This window comes from Saccharothrix sp. BKS2 (assembly GCF_047689505.1).
Taxonomy (GTDB): Bacteria; Actinomycetota; Actinomycetes; order Mycobacteriales; family Pseudonocardiaceae; genus Actinosynnema; species Actinosynnema lopnurensis.
In genome coordinates this window covers 218,350-233,967 of the sequence record NZ_JAUQOL010000002.1, presented here as the reverse complement: position 1 = coordinate 233,967, position 15,618 = coordinate 218,350, and the positions used below count along the sequence as shown (strand labels likewise).

12 protein-coding genes and 1 pseudogene are annotated in these 15,618 nt (G+C 74.1%); 7 read left to right on the top strand and 6 right to left on the bottom strand.

The genetic code is table 11. The features are described 5' to 3' along the window. Nucleotides 1-572: 572 nt before the first annotated feature. The gene (locus tag Q5530_RS03730) at nucleotides 573-977 is read right to left on the bottom strand and encodes a DUF5318 domain-containing protein (RefSeq protein WP_380643497.1); all 405 of its coding nucleotides are present in this window, start codon (nucleotides 975-977) and stop codon (nucleotides 573-575) included. 165 nt (nucleotides 978-1,142) lie between these two features. Here Q5530_RS03730 and Q5530_RS03725 point away from each other — a divergent pair, with 165 nt between their 5' ends. Together Q5530_RS03725 and Q5530_RS03720 are read left to right on the top strand one after the other, a co-directional pair. Then, nucleotides 1,143-1,688 (top strand): PadR family transcriptional regulator, encoded by a 546-nt coding sequence (locus Q5530_RS03725; protein ID WP_380643495.1) that lies wholly within the window; start codon nucleotides 1,143-1,145, stop codon nucleotides 1,686-1,688. A gap of 29 nt (nucleotides 1,689-1,717) precedes the next feature. Next, on the top strand, nucleotides 1,718-2,809 hold the full coding sequence (locus Q5530_RS03720) for an inositol-3-phosphate synthase (RefSeq protein WP_380643493.1): 1,092 nt from the start codon (nucleotides 1,718-1,720) through the stop codon (nucleotides 2,807-2,809). Between the two features lie 52 nt (nucleotides 2,810-2,861). Here Q5530_RS03720 and Q5530_RS03715 read toward each other — a convergent pair whose 3' ends face one another. Both Q5530_RS03715 and Q5530_RS03710 read right to left on the bottom strand, forming a co-directional pair. Continuing rightward, nucleotides 2,862-3,590, bottom strand: coding sequence for an SDR family NAD(P)-dependent oxidoreductase (locus Q5530_RS03715; RefSeq protein WP_380643491.1), 729 nt, complete (start codon nucleotides 3,588-3,590; stop codon nucleotides 2,862-2,864). Between the two features lie 10 nt (nucleotides 3,591-3,600). Next, nucleotides 3,601-4,242, bottom strand: coding sequence for an HAD family hydrolase (locus Q5530_RS03710; protein WP_415360727.1), 642 nt, complete (start codon nucleotides 4,240-4,242; stop codon nucleotides 3,601-3,603). Between the two features lie 32 nt (nucleotides 4,243-4,274). Between Q5530_RS03710 and Q5530_RS03705 the strand changes: the two are divergent. The 4 genes and pseudogenes from Q5530_RS03705 to Q5530_RS03690 form a co-directional block, all read left to right on the top strand. Next, a pseudogene (locus tag Q5530_RS03705) lies at nucleotides 4,275-5,183 on the top strand (MFS transporter); the annotation flags it as partial. 60 nt (nucleotides 5,184-5,243) lie between these two features. Then, nucleotides 5,244-7,253, top strand: coding sequence for a PhoX family protein (locus tag Q5530_RS03700; RefSeq protein WP_415360725.1), 2,010 nt, complete (start codon nucleotides 5,244-5,246; stop codon nucleotides 7,251-7,253). Nucleotides 7,254-7,388: 135 nt separating this feature from the next. Further along, nucleotides 7,389-9,482, top strand: coding sequence for a PhoX family protein (locus Q5530_RS03695; protein ID WP_415360724.1), 2,094 nt, complete (start codon nucleotides 7,389-7,391; stop codon nucleotides 9,480-9,482). Between the two features lie 103 nt (nucleotides 9,483-9,585). Beyond that, nucleotides 9,586-10,272, top strand: a complete 687-nt coding sequence (locus tag Q5530_RS03690) for an SDR family oxidoreductase (RefSeq protein WP_415360722.1) — start codon at nucleotides 9,586-9,588, stop codon at nucleotides 10,270-10,272. Nucleotides 10,273-10,410: 138 nt separating this feature from the next. Here Q5530_RS03690 and Q5530_RS03685 read toward each other — a convergent pair whose 3' ends face one another. Beyond that, complete coding sequence (locus Q5530_RS03685; RefSeq protein WP_415360721.1) at nucleotides 10,411-11,712, bottom strand: amidohydrolase family protein; 1,302 nt, start codon at nucleotides 11,710-11,712, stop codon at nucleotides 10,411-10,413. 180 nt (nucleotides 11,713-11,892) lie between these two features. Here Q5530_RS03685 and Q5530_RS03680 point away from each other — a divergent pair, with 180 nt between their 5' ends. Beyond that, complete coding sequence (locus Q5530_RS03680; protein ID WP_415360720.1) at nucleotides 11,893-12,882, top strand: hypothetical protein; 990 nt, start codon at nucleotides 11,893-11,895, stop codon at nucleotides 12,880-12,882. Nucleotides 12,883-12,918: 36 nt separating this feature from the next. Here Q5530_RS03680 and Q5530_RS03675 read toward each other — a convergent pair whose 3' ends face one another. Together Q5530_RS03675 and Q5530_RS03670 are read right to left on the bottom strand one after the other, a co-directional pair. Beyond that, entirely contained in the window at nucleotides 12,919-14,082 is a 1,164-nt protein-coding gene (locus Q5530_RS03675; RefSeq protein WP_415360719.1) for a sensor histidine kinase, read from the bottom strand. 273 nt (nucleotides 14,083-14,355) lie between these two features. Continuing rightward, nucleotides 14,356-15,489, bottom strand: coding sequence for a nitric oxide synthase oxygenase (locus tag Q5530_RS03670; RefSeq protein WP_415360718.1), 1,134 nt, complete (start codon nucleotides 15,487-15,489; stop codon nucleotides 14,356-14,358). Nucleotides 15,490-15,618: the final 129 nt, after the last annotated feature.

The following is a 15,618-nucleotide window of genomic DNA, read 5'->3' as shown; positions in this document are numbered from 1 at the left end:
CCGGACCGCCGGAGCCGTGGGGGCCGCCGGAGCTGCCCGGACCGCCCTGACCACCGGAGCCGTGGGGGCCGCCAGGGACGTTCGGGCCACCTGGACCGCCGGGGGCGTTCGGACCACCGGGGCGACCGGGGCCGCCCTGACCGCCGGGCGCGGCGAAGCCGCCCGGACCACCGGGGCCGCCGGGACCACCAGGACCGCCGGGTCCGTTCGGCCGGCGCGGTGGCTGCGCACCCGCCCGCGGGACACCGCCGGGCGGCGTGCCGGGTGCCGGGGGACGCGCGAACCCACCGGGGGGCGTCCCGTGCCGCGGGCCGGGTCCGTCCGCCGGGGCGCGCGCGAACCCACCGGGTGGTGTGTTCGGTCGTTCCGGCTGGTCACCGGCTCCGCGTCGGTTGGGGTGCGCGCCGCCGTCCGGGTCCTCCCCGGTCGGCCACTGCGGCTCCCCGCCGCGATGCCTCTCGTCGTGCTGGTCGTTCACGAAATGGCCTCCCAGACCGGCGTGCGGGCGCACGCGGTTCGGTGGTCGTACGCCGTCGCTCCCTGGTGGGGCGACGTCCGGGGCCGGCGCGGTTTCACTCGGCCGCGGTCCTCCTGCGCGGCTTGCGGGTGTTCACGCCACGCGTTCCCAGGACGTACGACTGCACCAGGTGGTTCCAACTACAGGTGCGGCAAACCTCGACCACGTACACGGTGAACTCCTCGAAGAGGGTCGCCATGCGGGTGAGCTCCTCGACGGTGCGCGCGGAGCCGGCCGCGTGCTTGAGCTCGTCACCGTAGACCCAGGACACGTGGGTGAGGGGCTCCCTGCGGCACACCGGGCACGTCACGTCGCTCGGTCGGCCGTGGAACTTCGCAGCTCGCAGCAGGTACGGGCTGGCGTCGCACACCTCCATCGTGCCCACTCGACCCGCGTAGACCTCCGCCAGCAGCGCACGGCGCTGCAGGGCGTAGTCCACGACCTGTCGTTGGGTCAGCACGCGACCAGAGTACGTGGCGGCCCAACCCCGTCGATGGGCCGTTCAGGGCAGTGGCCCCGGACCGGTGAGCGACTGTGGGGCACGCGACACTTCTGGGGCGTGCTCGGATGTATCGCACCGATATAGTGGGCGAACCCATCGGCGCTCATCGAGCGGAGGTGTTCCGTGCTGGAGTTCGCGATCCTCGGCCTGCTGCACGAAGCACCCATGCACGGCTATGAGCTGCGCAAGCGCTTGACCGAGCTGCTGGGGGCGTTCCGCGCGTTCTCCTACGGGACCCTGTACCCCACGTTGCGCCGGTTGCAACGCGGTGGCCTCATCGTCGAGGAGGTCCCCCAGGAGGACGCGGCTCGTTGGGGGCGCAGGGCCCGCAAGGTCTACAAGCTCACCGCGGAGGGCAAGGAGAGGTTCGCCGAACTGCTGGCCAACGCTGGCCCCCAGACGTGGGACGACGACTCGTTCGGCGTCCACGTGGCCTTCTTCTCCCGCACGCCCGCCGACGTGAGGATGCGGATCCTCGAAGGGCGCCGCAGGCGGGTGGAGGAGCGCCGGGAGGGGCTGCGCACCTCGTTAGCGGCGACGAGCGAGCGGATCGACAAGTACACCCGGGAGCTGCACCGGCTCGGCCTGGAGAGCACCGAGCGCGAGGTGCGGTGGTTGAACGAGCTGATCGCCGGCGAACGGGCCGAGCAGCACGAGCGGGACGAATGACTCAAGCAGAACGAGAAGGAGGACTCGGCATGGGCGACAACCGCCGCAGCGTTCGAGTGGCCATCGTCGGGGTCGGCAACTGCGCGGCGTCGCTGGTGCAGGGTGTCCACTACTACCGCGACGCGGACCCGGCGACTCGCGTGCCCGGTCTCATGCACGTCCAGTTCGGGCCCTACCACGTGCGCGACGTCGAGTTCGTGGCCGCGTTCGACGTGGACGCGAAGAAGGTCGGCACGGACCTGTCCGAGGCCATCGGGGCCAGCGAGAACAACACGGTCAAGATCGCGGACGTGCCGCCGCTGGGCGTGGTCGTGCAGCGCGGGCACACCCTCGACGGGCTCGGCCGGTTCTACCGGGAGACCATCGAGGAGTCCGACGAGCGGCCCGTGGACGTGGCGCAGGCGCTGCGCGACGCCGAGGTCGACGTGCTGGTGTCGTACCTGCCGGTGGGCTCGGAGGAGGCCGACCGCTTCTACGCGCAGGCCGCCATCGACGCCGGTGTGGCGTTCGTCAACGCGCTGCCGGTGTTCATCGCCTCCGACCCCGAGTGGGCGGAGAAGTTCCGCGCGGCCGGCGTGCCGATCGTGGGCGACGACATCAAGTCGCAGGTGGGCGCCACCATCACCCACCGCGTGCTGGCCAAGCTGTTCGAGGACCGGGGCGTCCAGCTCGACCGCACCATGCAGCTCAACGTGGGCGGCAACATGGACTTCCTGAACATGAAGGAACTGGAGCGGCTGGAGTCCAAGAAGGTCTCCAAGACCCAGGCCGTCACCTCCCAGGTGGACCGCGACCTCGGCAAGCGCAACGTCCACATCGGCCCGTCGGACTACGTGGCCTGGCTGGACGACCGCAAGTGGGCCTACGTGCGGCTGGAGGGCCGGGCGTTCGGCGACGTGCCGCTGAACCTGGAGTACAAGCTGGAGGTGTGGGACTCGCCGAACTCGGCGGGCATCATCATCGACGCGGTGCGCGCGGCGAAGATCGCCCTGGACCGGGGGATCGGCGGCCCGATCCTGTCGGCCTCGTCCTACTTCATGAAGTCCCCGCCGGAGCAGTACTCCGACTCGGTGGCCCACGAGGCGGTCGAGGCGTTCATCCGCGGCGACGTGGAGAGCTGAAGCCCGAGGGTGGTGGTCCCTGCCCCGGGCCGGGACCACCACCCGGGCCGCCTCACCTCTTGGACAGCCGCAGCGACCGCCACGACCCGTCGGCGGTCCACCCGCCGTCCACCGGCAGGGCGACCCCGTTGACGAACCCGCTCCGCCCCGGGTCGGCGAGGAACGCCACGGCCTGCGCGATGTCGTCCGGCGAGGCGAACCGGCCCACCGGCACGTGCTCGGTGATGTCCTCGTCCGAGTAGTGCCCGTCCGCCTGGGCGGCCACGTCCATCTCGGTCTTCACCCACCCGGGGCACACCGCGTTGACCCGCACCCCGCGCCCGCCCCACTCGACGGCGAGCGTGCGCGTCAGGCCGATCAGCCCGTGCTTGGTGGTGTTGTACGCGGCCCGGTCCGCCACGCCCCGCAGGCCCGCCACCGAGGCGATGTTGACCACCGACCCCGCGCGGCGGGCCAGCATGAGCCGGCCCAGCGCCCTGGTGAGCAGGAACGGGCCGGTCAGGTTGACCGCGAGCATCCGCTCCCACTGCTCGGGCGTGGTGTCCTCGAACGCGCCGATGCCCGCGATGCCCGCGTTGTTGACCAGCACGTCGACCCGGTCCCCGACGCGCTCGGCGAGCCTGGCCACGTCGTCGACCGAGGTCACGTCGCCCACCACCCCGCCGGGGGTCTCCAGCAGGTCGAACCCGACCACCTCGTACCCGTCCGCGGTCAGCACCTGGGCGACCCGCCGCCCGATGCCCTGAGCCGCCCCGGTGACCACCGCAACCCGTTGTCCCATGGCGCTCAAGCTAGGCGTCGGCGAGGGCGTCCGGAAGCTCGGCCAGCTCGCGCAGCACCGTCACCCCCGCCAGCACCGCCGGGTCCGGCGGGAAGTGCGGGTTCGGCACCGCGTACACCGCCATCCCGGCCGCCAGCGCCGAGCGCAGGCCGTTGGTCGAGTCCTCCACCGCCGCGCACCGCCCCGGAGCCGCGCCGAGCCGGGACGCGGCCAGCAGGTAGACGTCCGGCGCGGGCTTGCCCGCGCCCGCCTCCTCGCTGGACAGCGCGACCGGCACCACGTCCACCAGCCCGGTCGCGGTCAGGAACGACCTGATCAGGGCGGGTGGCGACGAGCTGGCGATGGCCACCGGCCACCGGTCGGCCACCGCGCGCACGACCCGCACCGCGCCGGGCAGCACCGGTGGTCCCTGGGCGTACCGCCGCTCCATCTCGGCGACCACGCCGGCCGCCACCTCCTCGGGGGTCAGCCGCACGCCCACGGCCTCCACCAGGTACGACGCCCACTCGGGCGTGCTCATGCCCTGCATCGCCCGGGTCGCGGCGGGCGTCCAGGCGCCGCCGTGCGCGGCCGCGAACGCCCGCCTCACCTCGTCCCACACCGTCTCGGAGTCCACCAGCACGCCGTCCAGGTCGAACACCACCGCATCCACACCGCCGACCGTAGTGTGAGAGCCATTGCTTCGCTGCCACGCTGCTCTGCGCCCTCGCCGGCAGCATCGGCCAGCTGGTCGGGCTGCGCGCGGTCTGGGGCCTCGGCAACGCCTTCTTCATCGCCACCGCCCTGAGCGTCATCGTCGGCGCGGACAGCGGCGGCCAGAAGGGCGCGGTCCTGCTCTACGAGGCCGCGCTCGGCCTCGGCCTGAGCGTCGGCCCGCTGCTGGGCGCCCTGCTCGGCGGCATCTCCTGGCGCGGCCCGTTCCTCGGCACCGCCGTGCTGATGGCCGTCGCCCTCGTGCTCTGCTCGGTCTTCCTGGCCGACGACCGGCCGCGGCACGGCATCCGCCTGCTCGACCCGCTGCGCGCGCTGCGCCACCCCGGCCTGCTGCGCACCGTCCTCGGCTCCGCCCTCTGCACGGCCGCGTTCTTCGCCGTGCTGGCCTGGTCGCCGTTCGTGCTCGGCTGGGGCGCGGTCTCGATCGGCCTCGTCTTCTTCGGCTGGGGCGTCTGCGTGGCGATCTCCGGCGTCTGGCTCGCGCCGCGCCTGGCCGACCGCTTCGGCGACCGCCGCACCACCGTCGTCGCCGTGCTCGCCTACGCGGTCCTGATGCTGCTCATGGCCGTGCCGAGCAAGCCGCTGCTGGTCGTCGCGGTGATCGTCTCCGGGGTCGTCTCCGGCCTGCTCAACACCCTGTTCACCAGCACCGCGATGAGCGTCAGCCCGGCGCCGCGACCGGTGGCGAGCGCGGGCTACAACTTCCTGCGCCGGCTCGGCGGCGCGCTGGCCGCGACGTTCGTCGGCCACCTGCCGCAGCCGTTCGTGGTCGCCGCCGTCGCCTGCGCCCTCGCCGCGGCCCTGCTCGCCGTCGGCCGCGCGGGGCGGCGCGCCGTGCCCGCGGAGGCGGTCCTGGTCGGTGAGGAGATCGCCGGTTAACAAGGAGTGATCATCAGATTACGGTCGGGTGAACCGGGACCGATCGTAGGAGGCGCTCCAGTGCGACACCTGCCCCTGTTGCCGAACCACCGCGCCGCGCGCGCGGCCGTCACCTGCCGCTACCGCTGCGGTGACGCGTGCTTCCACGACGTCCCCAACACCTCGGCCAACCCCCGCTTCGACGACCTGATCAGCCGCCGCGCCGCCCTCCGGGCCGGGGTGGTCGTCGCGGCGGCCGGCGTCGTCGGGACCGGGACGGCGGCCTGCGGCACCGCGAACGCCCCCGCCGAGCGGCGCGCCGCGGGCCTGGACTTCGACCCCGTCGCCCCCAACGAGCTGGACGAGGTCGTCGTCCCACCGGGCTACGAGCAGGCCGTGGTCGTCCGCTGGGGCGACCCGCTGTTCCCCGACGCCCCCGGGTTCGACTTCGACCGGCAGACCGCCGCCGCGCAAGCCCGCCAGTTCGGCTTCAACTGCGACTTCGCCGCCCTGCTGCCGCTCGACCGGACCGGCGGCGCGCACCTGCTGGTGACCAACCACGAGTACACCAGCGAGCAGTTCATGTTCCGCAGCTACGACGGGGAGGACCCGACCCGCGAGCAGGTCGAGATCGCCTGGGCCGCGCACGGCCTGTCCGTGCTCCGGGTCGACCAGGACGGCGACGGCCGCCTCACCCCGGCCTTCTCCGACCGGAACCGCCGGATCACCGCCACCACGCCGTTCCTGCTCACCGGCCCGGCCGCGGGCTCCGACCTGCTCAAGACCTCCGCCGACCCGACCGGCACGCGCGTCCTGGGCACGCTGAACAACTGCGCGGGCGGCGTCACGCCGTGGGGCACGATCCTGTCCGGCGAGGAGAACTTCCACCAGTACTTCGCCAACGCCGACGAGCTGGACGACCCCCGCCTGGCCCGCTACGGCGTCACCGGCGCCGCCACCGCCCGCAAGTGGGAGCGGTTCGACCCGCGCTTCGACCTCGCCCGGGAGCCGAACGAGGCCAACCGGTTCGGCTACGTCGTCGAGCTCGACCCGCACGACCCCGACTCCACCCCGGTCAAGCACACCGCCCTCGGCCGCTTCAAGCACGAGTGCGCCAACGTCCGCGTGGCGCGCGACGGCCGCGTGGTCGCCTACTCGGGTGACGACGAGCGCTTCGAGTACATCTACAAGTTCGTCTCCACCGGCAAGCTCCGCAGGGGCGACAGCCGGTCCGCGCGCCGCCACAACATGACCCTGCTCGACGACGGCACGCTGTACGTGGCCCGCTTCACCGGCGACAGCCCGGCGAGCGAGGTCGACGGCTCCGGCGAGCTCCCGGCCGACGGCCGCTTCGACGGGCACGGCGAGTGGGTGCCGCTGGCCGCCGGCGACCGCTCCTTCGTGCCGGGCATGACCGCCGAGGAGGTCTACGTCTTCACGCGCCTGGCCGCGGACCGGGTCGGCGCGACCAAGATGGACCGCCCCGAGGACATCCAGACCCACCCGCACACCGGTGTCGTCTACTGCGCGCTGAGCAACAACGTCGACCGCGGCGAGGAGGGCAGAAAAGAGGGCGCCACCGAGCCGAACCCGCGCGTGCGGAACAAGCACGGCCAGGTCCTGGAGCTGACCGACCGGGGCGGCGACCCGCTGTCGGCGGTGTTCTCCTGGAACCTCATGCTGGTGTGCGGCGACCCGGACTCGCCCGACACGTACTTCGCGGGCTACGACAAGTCCCGCGTCTCCCCGATCTCCAGCCCCGACAACGTGGCGTTCGACCGGCACGGCCACCTGTGGATCTCCAGCGACTCCGACGGCGCGCTCAAGGGCTACAACGACGGCCTGTACGCGGTGCCGGTGTCCGGGAGCGAGCGCGGCCACCTCAAGGCGTTCCTCACCGTACCGCGCGGCGCGGAGACGTGCGGGCCGGTGATCGGCGAGCGCGTGGTCACGGTGTGCGTGCAGCACCCCGGCGAGGTCGACGGCGCGTCGGCCGACGCGCCGGCGTCGCACTGGCCGGACGGCGGCGACTCCCAACCACGGCCGTCGGTGGTCGCGGTGTGGCGCCCGGGGCGCCGCATCGGGGAGTGACACGTGCCGTGACCAGCCGGTTCCGGTCGGTGGTACCGCCAGGTGTTCGTCCCGCGTTCACCTCGAAGCCCGCTGTCGGTGGACTTGCGCTCCTACGGTCGCCCGGTTCCCACTGAAGCGATCCCGGAGGTCCGCGTGTCCTCATCCACCGATCGGGGCCGGCGCCTGTTGCCCCTGCTGCCCAACCACCCCCTGGGTAGGTCGGCGGTGACCTGCAAGTTCCGCTGCGGTGACGCGTGTGCCCACGAGGCGCCCAACACCTCCGACAACACCTACTTCGGTGACGTCGTCGGCGAGGTCGTGCGCCGCCGCGGCCTGCTCAAGGCCGGCGCGGTGCTGGCCGTCGCGGGCGCCGGCGCGGGCCTGGTCGGCACCGGCACGGCCGCCGCCGCGCCGCGCGTCGACCGCGACCGCGACATCGACGTCGACCTGGGCGGCGGCCGGCGCAAGGACGGCCTGAACTTCACCGCCGTCGCGCCCAACACCGAGGACCGCGTGGTCGTCCCCGACGGCTACGAGCAGTCGGTGGTCATCCGCTGGGGCGACCCGGTGCTGCCCGGCGCGCCGAAGTTCGACTTCGACCGGCAGACCGCCGCCGCGCAGGCCGGGCAGTTCGGCTACAACAACGACTTCTGCGGCCTGGTGCCCCTCGGCTGGGGCGACCGCTGGCTCATGGTCAGCAACCACGAGTACACCACCGAGGAGTTCATGTTCAAGGGGTGGCGGGCGGACGCCACCACCCGTGAGCAGGTCGAGATCGCGTGGGCCGCGCACGGCATGTCGGTCGTGCTCGTCGAGCGCGACCGCCGCAGCGGCAGGCTCGTGGCCAAGGTGGACCGCCAGTACAACCGGCGCGTCACGGTCAAGTCCGAGTTCCGGCTCACCGGCCCGGCCGCGGGCTCCGACCTGCTCAAGACCTCCGCCGACCCGACCGGCACGCGCGTCCTGGGCACGCTGAACAACTGCGCGGGCGGCGTGACCCCGTGGGGCACGATCCTGTCCGGCGAGGAGAACTTCAACCAGTACTTCGCCAACGCGGGTTCGGTCACCGACCCGGTGGCCAAGCAGCGCCTGTTCCGCTACGGCCTGTCCGGTGGCGCGTCCCAGCGGCGCTGGGAGGAGTTCGACGAGCGCTTCGACGTGGCCCGGGAGCCCAACGAGGTCAACCGGTTCGGCTGGGTCGTCGAGATCGACCCGCTCGACCCCGGCTCGACGCCGGTCAAGCACACCGCGCTCGGCCGCTTCAAGCACGAGGGCGCGAACGTGATCATCGCCCGCGACGGCCGCGTGGTCGCGTACATGGGCGACGACGAGCGCTTCGACTACATGTACAAGTTCGTCTCCGACGAGCGGTACAAGCCGGGCAGCAGCAAGCACGCCCGCGAGCACAACAGGAAGCTGCTCGACCGGGGCACCCTCTACGTGGCGAAGTTCAAGGGCGACAGCCCGGCCGCCGAGTTCGACGGCTCCGGCAGGCTGCCGTCCGACGGCGAGTTCGACGGCACCGGCGAGTGGATCCCGCTGGCCTCGGGCAACCGCTCGTTCGTGCCCGGCTTCACCGCCGAGGAGGTCTACGTCTTCACGCGCCTGGCCGCGGACGCGGTCGGCCCGACCAAGATGGACCGCCCCGAGGACGTCGAGCCGAACCCGCGCAACCGCCGCGTCTACGCCGCGCTCACCAACAACACCGACCGGGGCAAGGCGGGCAAGGAGGGCGCCACCGAGCCCAACCCGCGCGTGGGCAACCGGCACGGCCACGTGCTGGAGCTGGAGGAGCGCCGCGGCGACAACACCGCGACCGCGTTCTCCTGGAAGCTGCTGCTGGTCTGCGGCGACCCGAACTCCGCCGACACCTACTTCGGCGGCTACGACAAGTCGCAGGTCTCGCCGATCTCGTGCCCGGACAACGTGGCGTTCGACTCGCGCGGCAACCTCTGGATCTCCACCGACGGCAACGCCCTCGGCTCCAACGACGGCCTGTTCGCCATCCCGGTGGAGGGTCGCTACCGCGGCCGGGTCAAGCAGTTCCTCACCGTGCCGCGCGGCGCGGAGACCTGCGGCCCGGTCGTCGAGGACGACTTCGTGCTCGTCTCGGTCCAGCACCCGGGCGAGGTCGACGGCGCCTCGGCCGACACCCCGCTGTCCCACTGGCCGGACGGCGGCGCGACCCAGCCGCGCCCGGCCGTCGTGGCGGCGTGGAAGAAGGACAAGGGCCGCATCTGCGGCTGATCCCGGGAGGGGGGCTCGCGCCACCGCGAGCCCTTCACCCACCCCGCGTCGTCCCCCGGTCCTCCCGGTGGGGCGGCGCGGAACCACGGGTTAGGGTCCTCCCATGACCCGACCCGTTGCCCTGGTCACCGGCGCGTCGCGCGGCATCGGCGCGGCGACCGCGCGCGCCCTCGCCCCCACGCACGACCTCCTGCTGGGCGGTCGGGACGGGGCCGCGCTGGCCGGGCTGGCCGGGTCGCTGGGCTCGGCCACCCCCTGGCCGGTCGACCTGACCGACACCGGGGCGCTCGCCGCCGCCGTGTCCGGCCTGGACCGCCTCGACGTCCTGGTGCACAGCGCGGGCATCGCCGAGCTGGGCCCCCTCGCCGAGGCCGACGCCGACACCTGGCGCCGCACCCTCGACGTCAACGTGGTCGCCGTCGCCGAGCTGACCCGCCTCGTGCTGCCGCTCCTGCGCGCGAGCCGCGGCCACGTCGTGCTGGTCAACTCCGGCGCGGGCCTGCGCGCCAACCCCGGCTGGGGCGTCTACGCCGCGAGCAAGTTCGCCCTCCGCGCCTTCGCCGACGCCCTGCGCGCCGAGGAGGAGGACCTGCGCGTCACCTCCGTGCACCCCGGCCGCGTCGACACCGACATGCAGCGCGGCGTCCGCGCCCAGGAGTCCGGCGACTACCAGCCGAACCTGTACCTGAGCGCGGACTCCGTCGCGCGGGCCGTGGCGGGCGCGGTCACCGCGACCGACGACGCCCACGTCACCGAGATCGTGCTGCGGCCCCGGCCACGACCGGCCTGAGCGGTGTTGGCCTGAGCGGGGCCGGACTCGGCTGGGCCGGACTCGGCTGGGCCGGACTCGGCTGGGCCGGACTCGGCTGGGTCGAACTCGGCGGGGCCGGCCTCGGCGGCCCAGGCCGCCTCCGGTTCCGGCCACCGCTCACCGCAGCCGCGCGGCCACCTCCCGCACCCCGGCCTGCGCCTCGCGCCGGTCCACCCGGGTCGTCTCGCCGTCGGCCACGACCCGCTCACCCGCGACCCACACGTCCTTGACCCGCCGCGTCCCGGACGCCCACACGAGGTTCGCCAGCACCTGCTCGTCCGGCGCGTCCAGCCCGGTGGCGAACGCCGGGTCGTCCACGTCCACGTGCACCACGTCCGCCCACCGACCGGGCTCCAGCGCGCCCAGGTCGTCCCGGCCCAGCGCCGCCGCGCCGCCCCGGGTGGCCAGCAGCAGCGCGTCGGCCGCCCGCACCGCGGTCGCGTCCCGCGAGGTCACCCGCGCCAGCAGCGCCGCCAGCCTGGCCTCCTCGAACAGGTCCAGGTCGTCGTTGGACGCGGGCCCGTCCGTGCCCAGCCCGACCTTCACACCCGCGTCGACGTACGACCGGATCGGCGCGATCCCGGACGCGAGCTTGGTGTTCGACCCGGGGCAGTGCGCCACGCCCACGCCGTGCCGCGCGTAGATCAGCACGTCCTCCGGGGACAGGTGCACCGAGTGCGCCGAGAGCACCCGCCCGCCCAGCACGCCCGCCCGCTCCAGCAGCCGGGGCACGGAACCGTGCGACTCGCGCTGCGCCAGGTCCTCCTCCACCGACTCGGCGACGTGCACCTGCACCAGCGCCCCGCGGTCCCGCGCCAGGCCGGCCACCTCGCCCAGGGCCTCCGGCGACAGGGTGTACGCCGAGTGCGGCCCGTAGCTCAGCTCGACCCGCTCGTGGGGCCCGAACCGCAGCCCGTCCGCGTCGATCCACCGGGTGATCCCGTCCGCCATCGGCCGCCACGGCACCCCCGGCAGGTCCATGATCGCCGCGCCGAACAGCACCCGCGACCCGGCCGCCAGCACCGCGTCGACCAGCTGCTCGCCGTGGAAGTACATCTCCGCGCTGGTGGTGACGCCGTTGCGCAGCATCTCCACCGCGCCGAGCAGCATCCCGGCCCGGACGTCCGACGGCACCATCTTCGCCTCGGCCGGCCACATGGCCTCGCGCAGCCAGCGCAGCAGCGGCAGGTCGCCGCCGAGCCCGCGCAGCACCACCATCGGGCTGTGCGCGTGGGCGTTGACCAGGCCGGGCAGCAGGATGCCGCTCAGCTCGCGGACCTCGCCGTCGAACGCGGGCGCCCCGGCCGCCGGGCCGACGTGCGCGACGCGGCCGTCGACGACGTCGACCACCGCGTCGCGCAGGACGGAGCAGGAGGGATCGCAGGGCAGGACCACCGGGGCGTGCAGGCGCAGCGACATGGTCCGAATCCTGCCGCACCCGACCGGGTGTCACCCGGACCGATAACCCGAAGAGCTGGTTTGACCCGCTCGACGGGTGCGGTCCACCGGTCCGCCCGTAGCCTGCCGAACGGAAGGCGGCGCTGGTCGGGAGGAGCGACGGTGGCTGGTGGCAGTGGGAACCGACGAGGTCAGCGAGCGGTGGCCGCACTGCGGTCCGAGACCGATTTCACCGATCCGGGGCTGTCCCGCGACCGCCGCCGGCTCGCGCTGTACCTGCTGGTGCACCTCGCGGACGAGCACGGTCGGATGACCGGCGCGTACCAGCGGGTGCTCGAGCGGGCGGCGGGCGACCCGGGGCACTGGGCCCACGGCCGGTCGCCGGGCGCGGTGCGGGCCGAGGTGGCGCGCTGGATCGGCGCGGGGGCCCGCCAGGACTGCCGGCCGCCGTGGGACCGGATCGCGGACCTGGTCGAGGTCGCGGTGGAGCCCGGGAGCGTGCCCGAGGTGCTGGCCGTGGCCCGCCACCTGCACTTCCTCGCCACCGGGGAGCCGGTGCCCGAGGGCGAGCCGCTGAAGTGCCCGGACTGGGCGGCGGCCGACCACGTCACCACGACGCTGATCGGCGGCCCGGAGTGGGCGCGGCGGCACCGCCTGACCGAGGGGGCCGGGCCGCGGGTGAGGTCCCGGGCGGCCAAGCCCAAGGCGCCCGCGGTTCCGCTCCAGGCGGGCCAGGCGCCCCGGGCCCCGATGCTCGACCTCCAGGAGCCCGAGACCGGGAATCCCGTCACACGTCTGCCCGAACCCCGCGCCGCCGAACCCCGCGCCGCCGAACCCCAGGCCGCAGCTGTCCAGCTCATCGCTGCCGAGGCCGTCCCCGGGATCGCCGCCCTCACCCACCCCAAGCAGGAGCAGAGCGCCTACGAGCTGCTGTGGTCGGTGGTCCGGGTCCACCGGGAGATGGAGGAGCGCCACCTGGCGCACATCACCGCCCTGGAGGAGGAGGTGCTGGCCCTGCGCGCGGAGAACGCCCGCCTGACCGGCGACGTCACCTCGTGGCTCGGCTCCTACCGCCCGGACATCCCGGCCCAGCGCCGCCGCGCCGTCGCGAGCCGCCACCTGGCGCTGGAGGACCCCTCGCAGGCGTTCACCTACCCGCTGCCGGCGGAACTCCCGAACCCGCGCGCCTGAGGGAACCGCGCCTCACCCACCGGGAGGAACCGCGCCTCACCCACCGATCGGCAGGGAGGCCCGCACCTCCCAGCCGCCACCCGCGCGCGGGCCCGCCCCGAACTCCCCGCCCAGCAGCTCGACCCGCTCCCTCATCCCGATCAGCCCGTACCCACCCGACCCGCCGACCGGCGCGGCCCGGCGCTCCCGCCCGTCGTCGGCCACGACCACGTGCACCTGCCCGTCCGCCACGGTCACCGACACGTCCACCCGCGACACGCCCCCGGCGTGCTTGCGGCTGTTGGTCAGCGACTCCTGCACCAGCCGCAGCACCGAGCGGCCCAGCGACGGCGGCACCGCCACCGGCAGGTCGAGGCGCAGCCGCACCGGCTGGTCGGACTCCGCCACCACGCCGCGCACGTCGTCGGCCAGGTCGCTGGTCGCGGCCGGTGCCGGGGCGTCGGCCTCGGCGCCGCGCAGCGTCCCGACCAGCCTGCGCATCGCGGTCAGCGCCTCGTTGCCGCTGTGCACGATGATCGGCAGCACCTCCTGGGCCGCGGCGGGCACGGCCTGCGCCGCCTGCGCGTGCACCACGATCCCGGTCACGTAGTGCGCCACCACGTCGTGCAGCTCGCGCGCCAGCGCCATCCGCTCGGCGTGCTGGGCCGCCGCCACCTCGGCCCGCACCGCGGTCGACCGCTCGCGGTCGCGGGCCCGGAAGTACAGCCCGGTGCCCACCGACAGCGCCAGCAGCACCCCGCCGCCGAACAGCTGCTGCCACAGCTCGGGCCGGTAGTCGGGCCACTCCGCCGCCCAGTAGCTCGGGCGCACCCACAGCGTCGCCGCGGACACCGCGACCAGCACCACCACCGAGACCACCGCCCGCACCGGGGACGCCTGCCGCACCGCGACGGCGATGATCGCCATCACCGCCGCCGTCTCGGAGATCACCAGGCCGCTGACCACGGGCACGCCCGCCGCGGCGCCGGCGACCAGCAGCACCACCGAGCTCGCCGCCACCGCGGTCGCGGCGGCGAGCGCGGCGTCGAACGGCCGCCGGGGCGCGAGCACGGCGAGCACGGCCACCACGACCGACCCGGGCGCCTGCCACCAGGAGCCCTGCTCGCTGAACAGCTCGCTCGCGAGGAAGAAGACCAGGGCGCAGGCGAGGGGCCACTGGCGGCGGAGCAGCGCGCGCCCCCCGAGGTCAGTGCTCTCCACGACGAATCACCGTAAGACCTCCGGACGGATGCCGCGTCCTACCCCGGTCGGGTGGCCCATCGGTCGCCAGGCTGACCCGAACGCCCGGGGATACACACCAGTGGCCGATGTCGGATGACGAAACCCGGGGTGACCCTGGAGGCAGTCGGGGAACGGAGGACGCGATGTTCGGAGTGGTGGTCACCTGGGCGGGCGCCGTGGTGGGCCTGCTGGTGCTGGTGTTGATGGCGTTGTCGGGCGTGTTGATCGACTCGCAGCGGTAGGGGGTCCCGTTCAGGTCCCCGCGTGGCGGCGCAGCAGCTCGGCCAGGCGCCCGGGGTACTGGGGCCGGGTCGTCTCGACGGGGTGGGGCGAGAAGCGCGCCGGACCGCCGGCCCGGGCGCGCCGGGCGGCGCCCGGGTCGAGCCGGAACGCGGGCCGGTTGCCGGCCGGCCGCTGGCGCGAGCGCAGCCACGACAGCCGGTGCAGCGACTCGGCGTGGTGGTCGGTGATGGTGACCTGCGCCAGGTCGAACGAGTGCAGCACGGCCCGGTTCAGCTCCACCACGGCGCGGTCGCGCCACAGCGAGCGCTCGGTGCTCGTGTCGAGGCCCATCGCCTCGGCGACCTCGCGGGCCGCGCCGTGGGCGTGCTCGTCGGCCAGGCTGCGGGCGCCGATCTCGGAGCCGACGAACCACGAGTTGAACGGCGCGGCGGGGTAGTGGACGCCGCCGATGGACAGCCGCATGTTCGCGATCACCGGCACGGCGTGCCAGCGCAGGCCCAGCCGCCCGAACCAGGGCAGCTCGGGGTGCTCCAGGCGCACCTCGTGCACGACGTCCGGCGGGACGGTGAACAGCTGCGCGCCCTCGTGCGCGGTCTCCACCACCAGCGGCAGCACGTCGAAGCGGCCGCGCGCCTCGGGCGGCTGCCAGCCCATGCCCCGCACGGCGTCGGTGAACGCGGCGTAGCGGCGGTCGCCCAGCCAGCGGTCGGGCCCGTCCGGGTAGCCCGCGTACCGGATGAGCTGCTCGTTCCAGATGCACGGGCCGGGCGCGGTCGGGCCGTCCGGGGCGAACACGGTGATCAGCGGGCGGATCTCGCCGCCGTTGCCGGCCAGGCGCAGGTGCTCGACGCACTCGCCCGCCACGGCGGCGGCGTTGCGGAACCCGCGCAGGTCGCGGACCTTGAGCCGCCGCCACGGCACGCCGCTGGTGCACCAGCCGCTGTCGCGCAGGGCGATCCGCGCGCCGTAGGACAACTCCTCGGGGGTGTGGCGGTAGGTGCCCGTCCCGGCCACCTCGTTGCGCACCCGGCTCAGGCGCGGGCCGACCGGACCCGCCTCGGGGTGGGCGACGTGGAACATGCGGAGGAAGCCCTCCGCGGCGTCCAGGTCGAACGTTATCGGTTCGTTGTCCACTGCGGTCACGGGCGGCAACCGTAGTTGCGGGAGCGCCTTACTCGTCACTGCCGGACGGGGCACAACGGGTGATCAACAAAATTCGCACCATCGAGTGACGAAACGACCCGCAGTGCCCACCTCGGCGGAAAGGGGGCG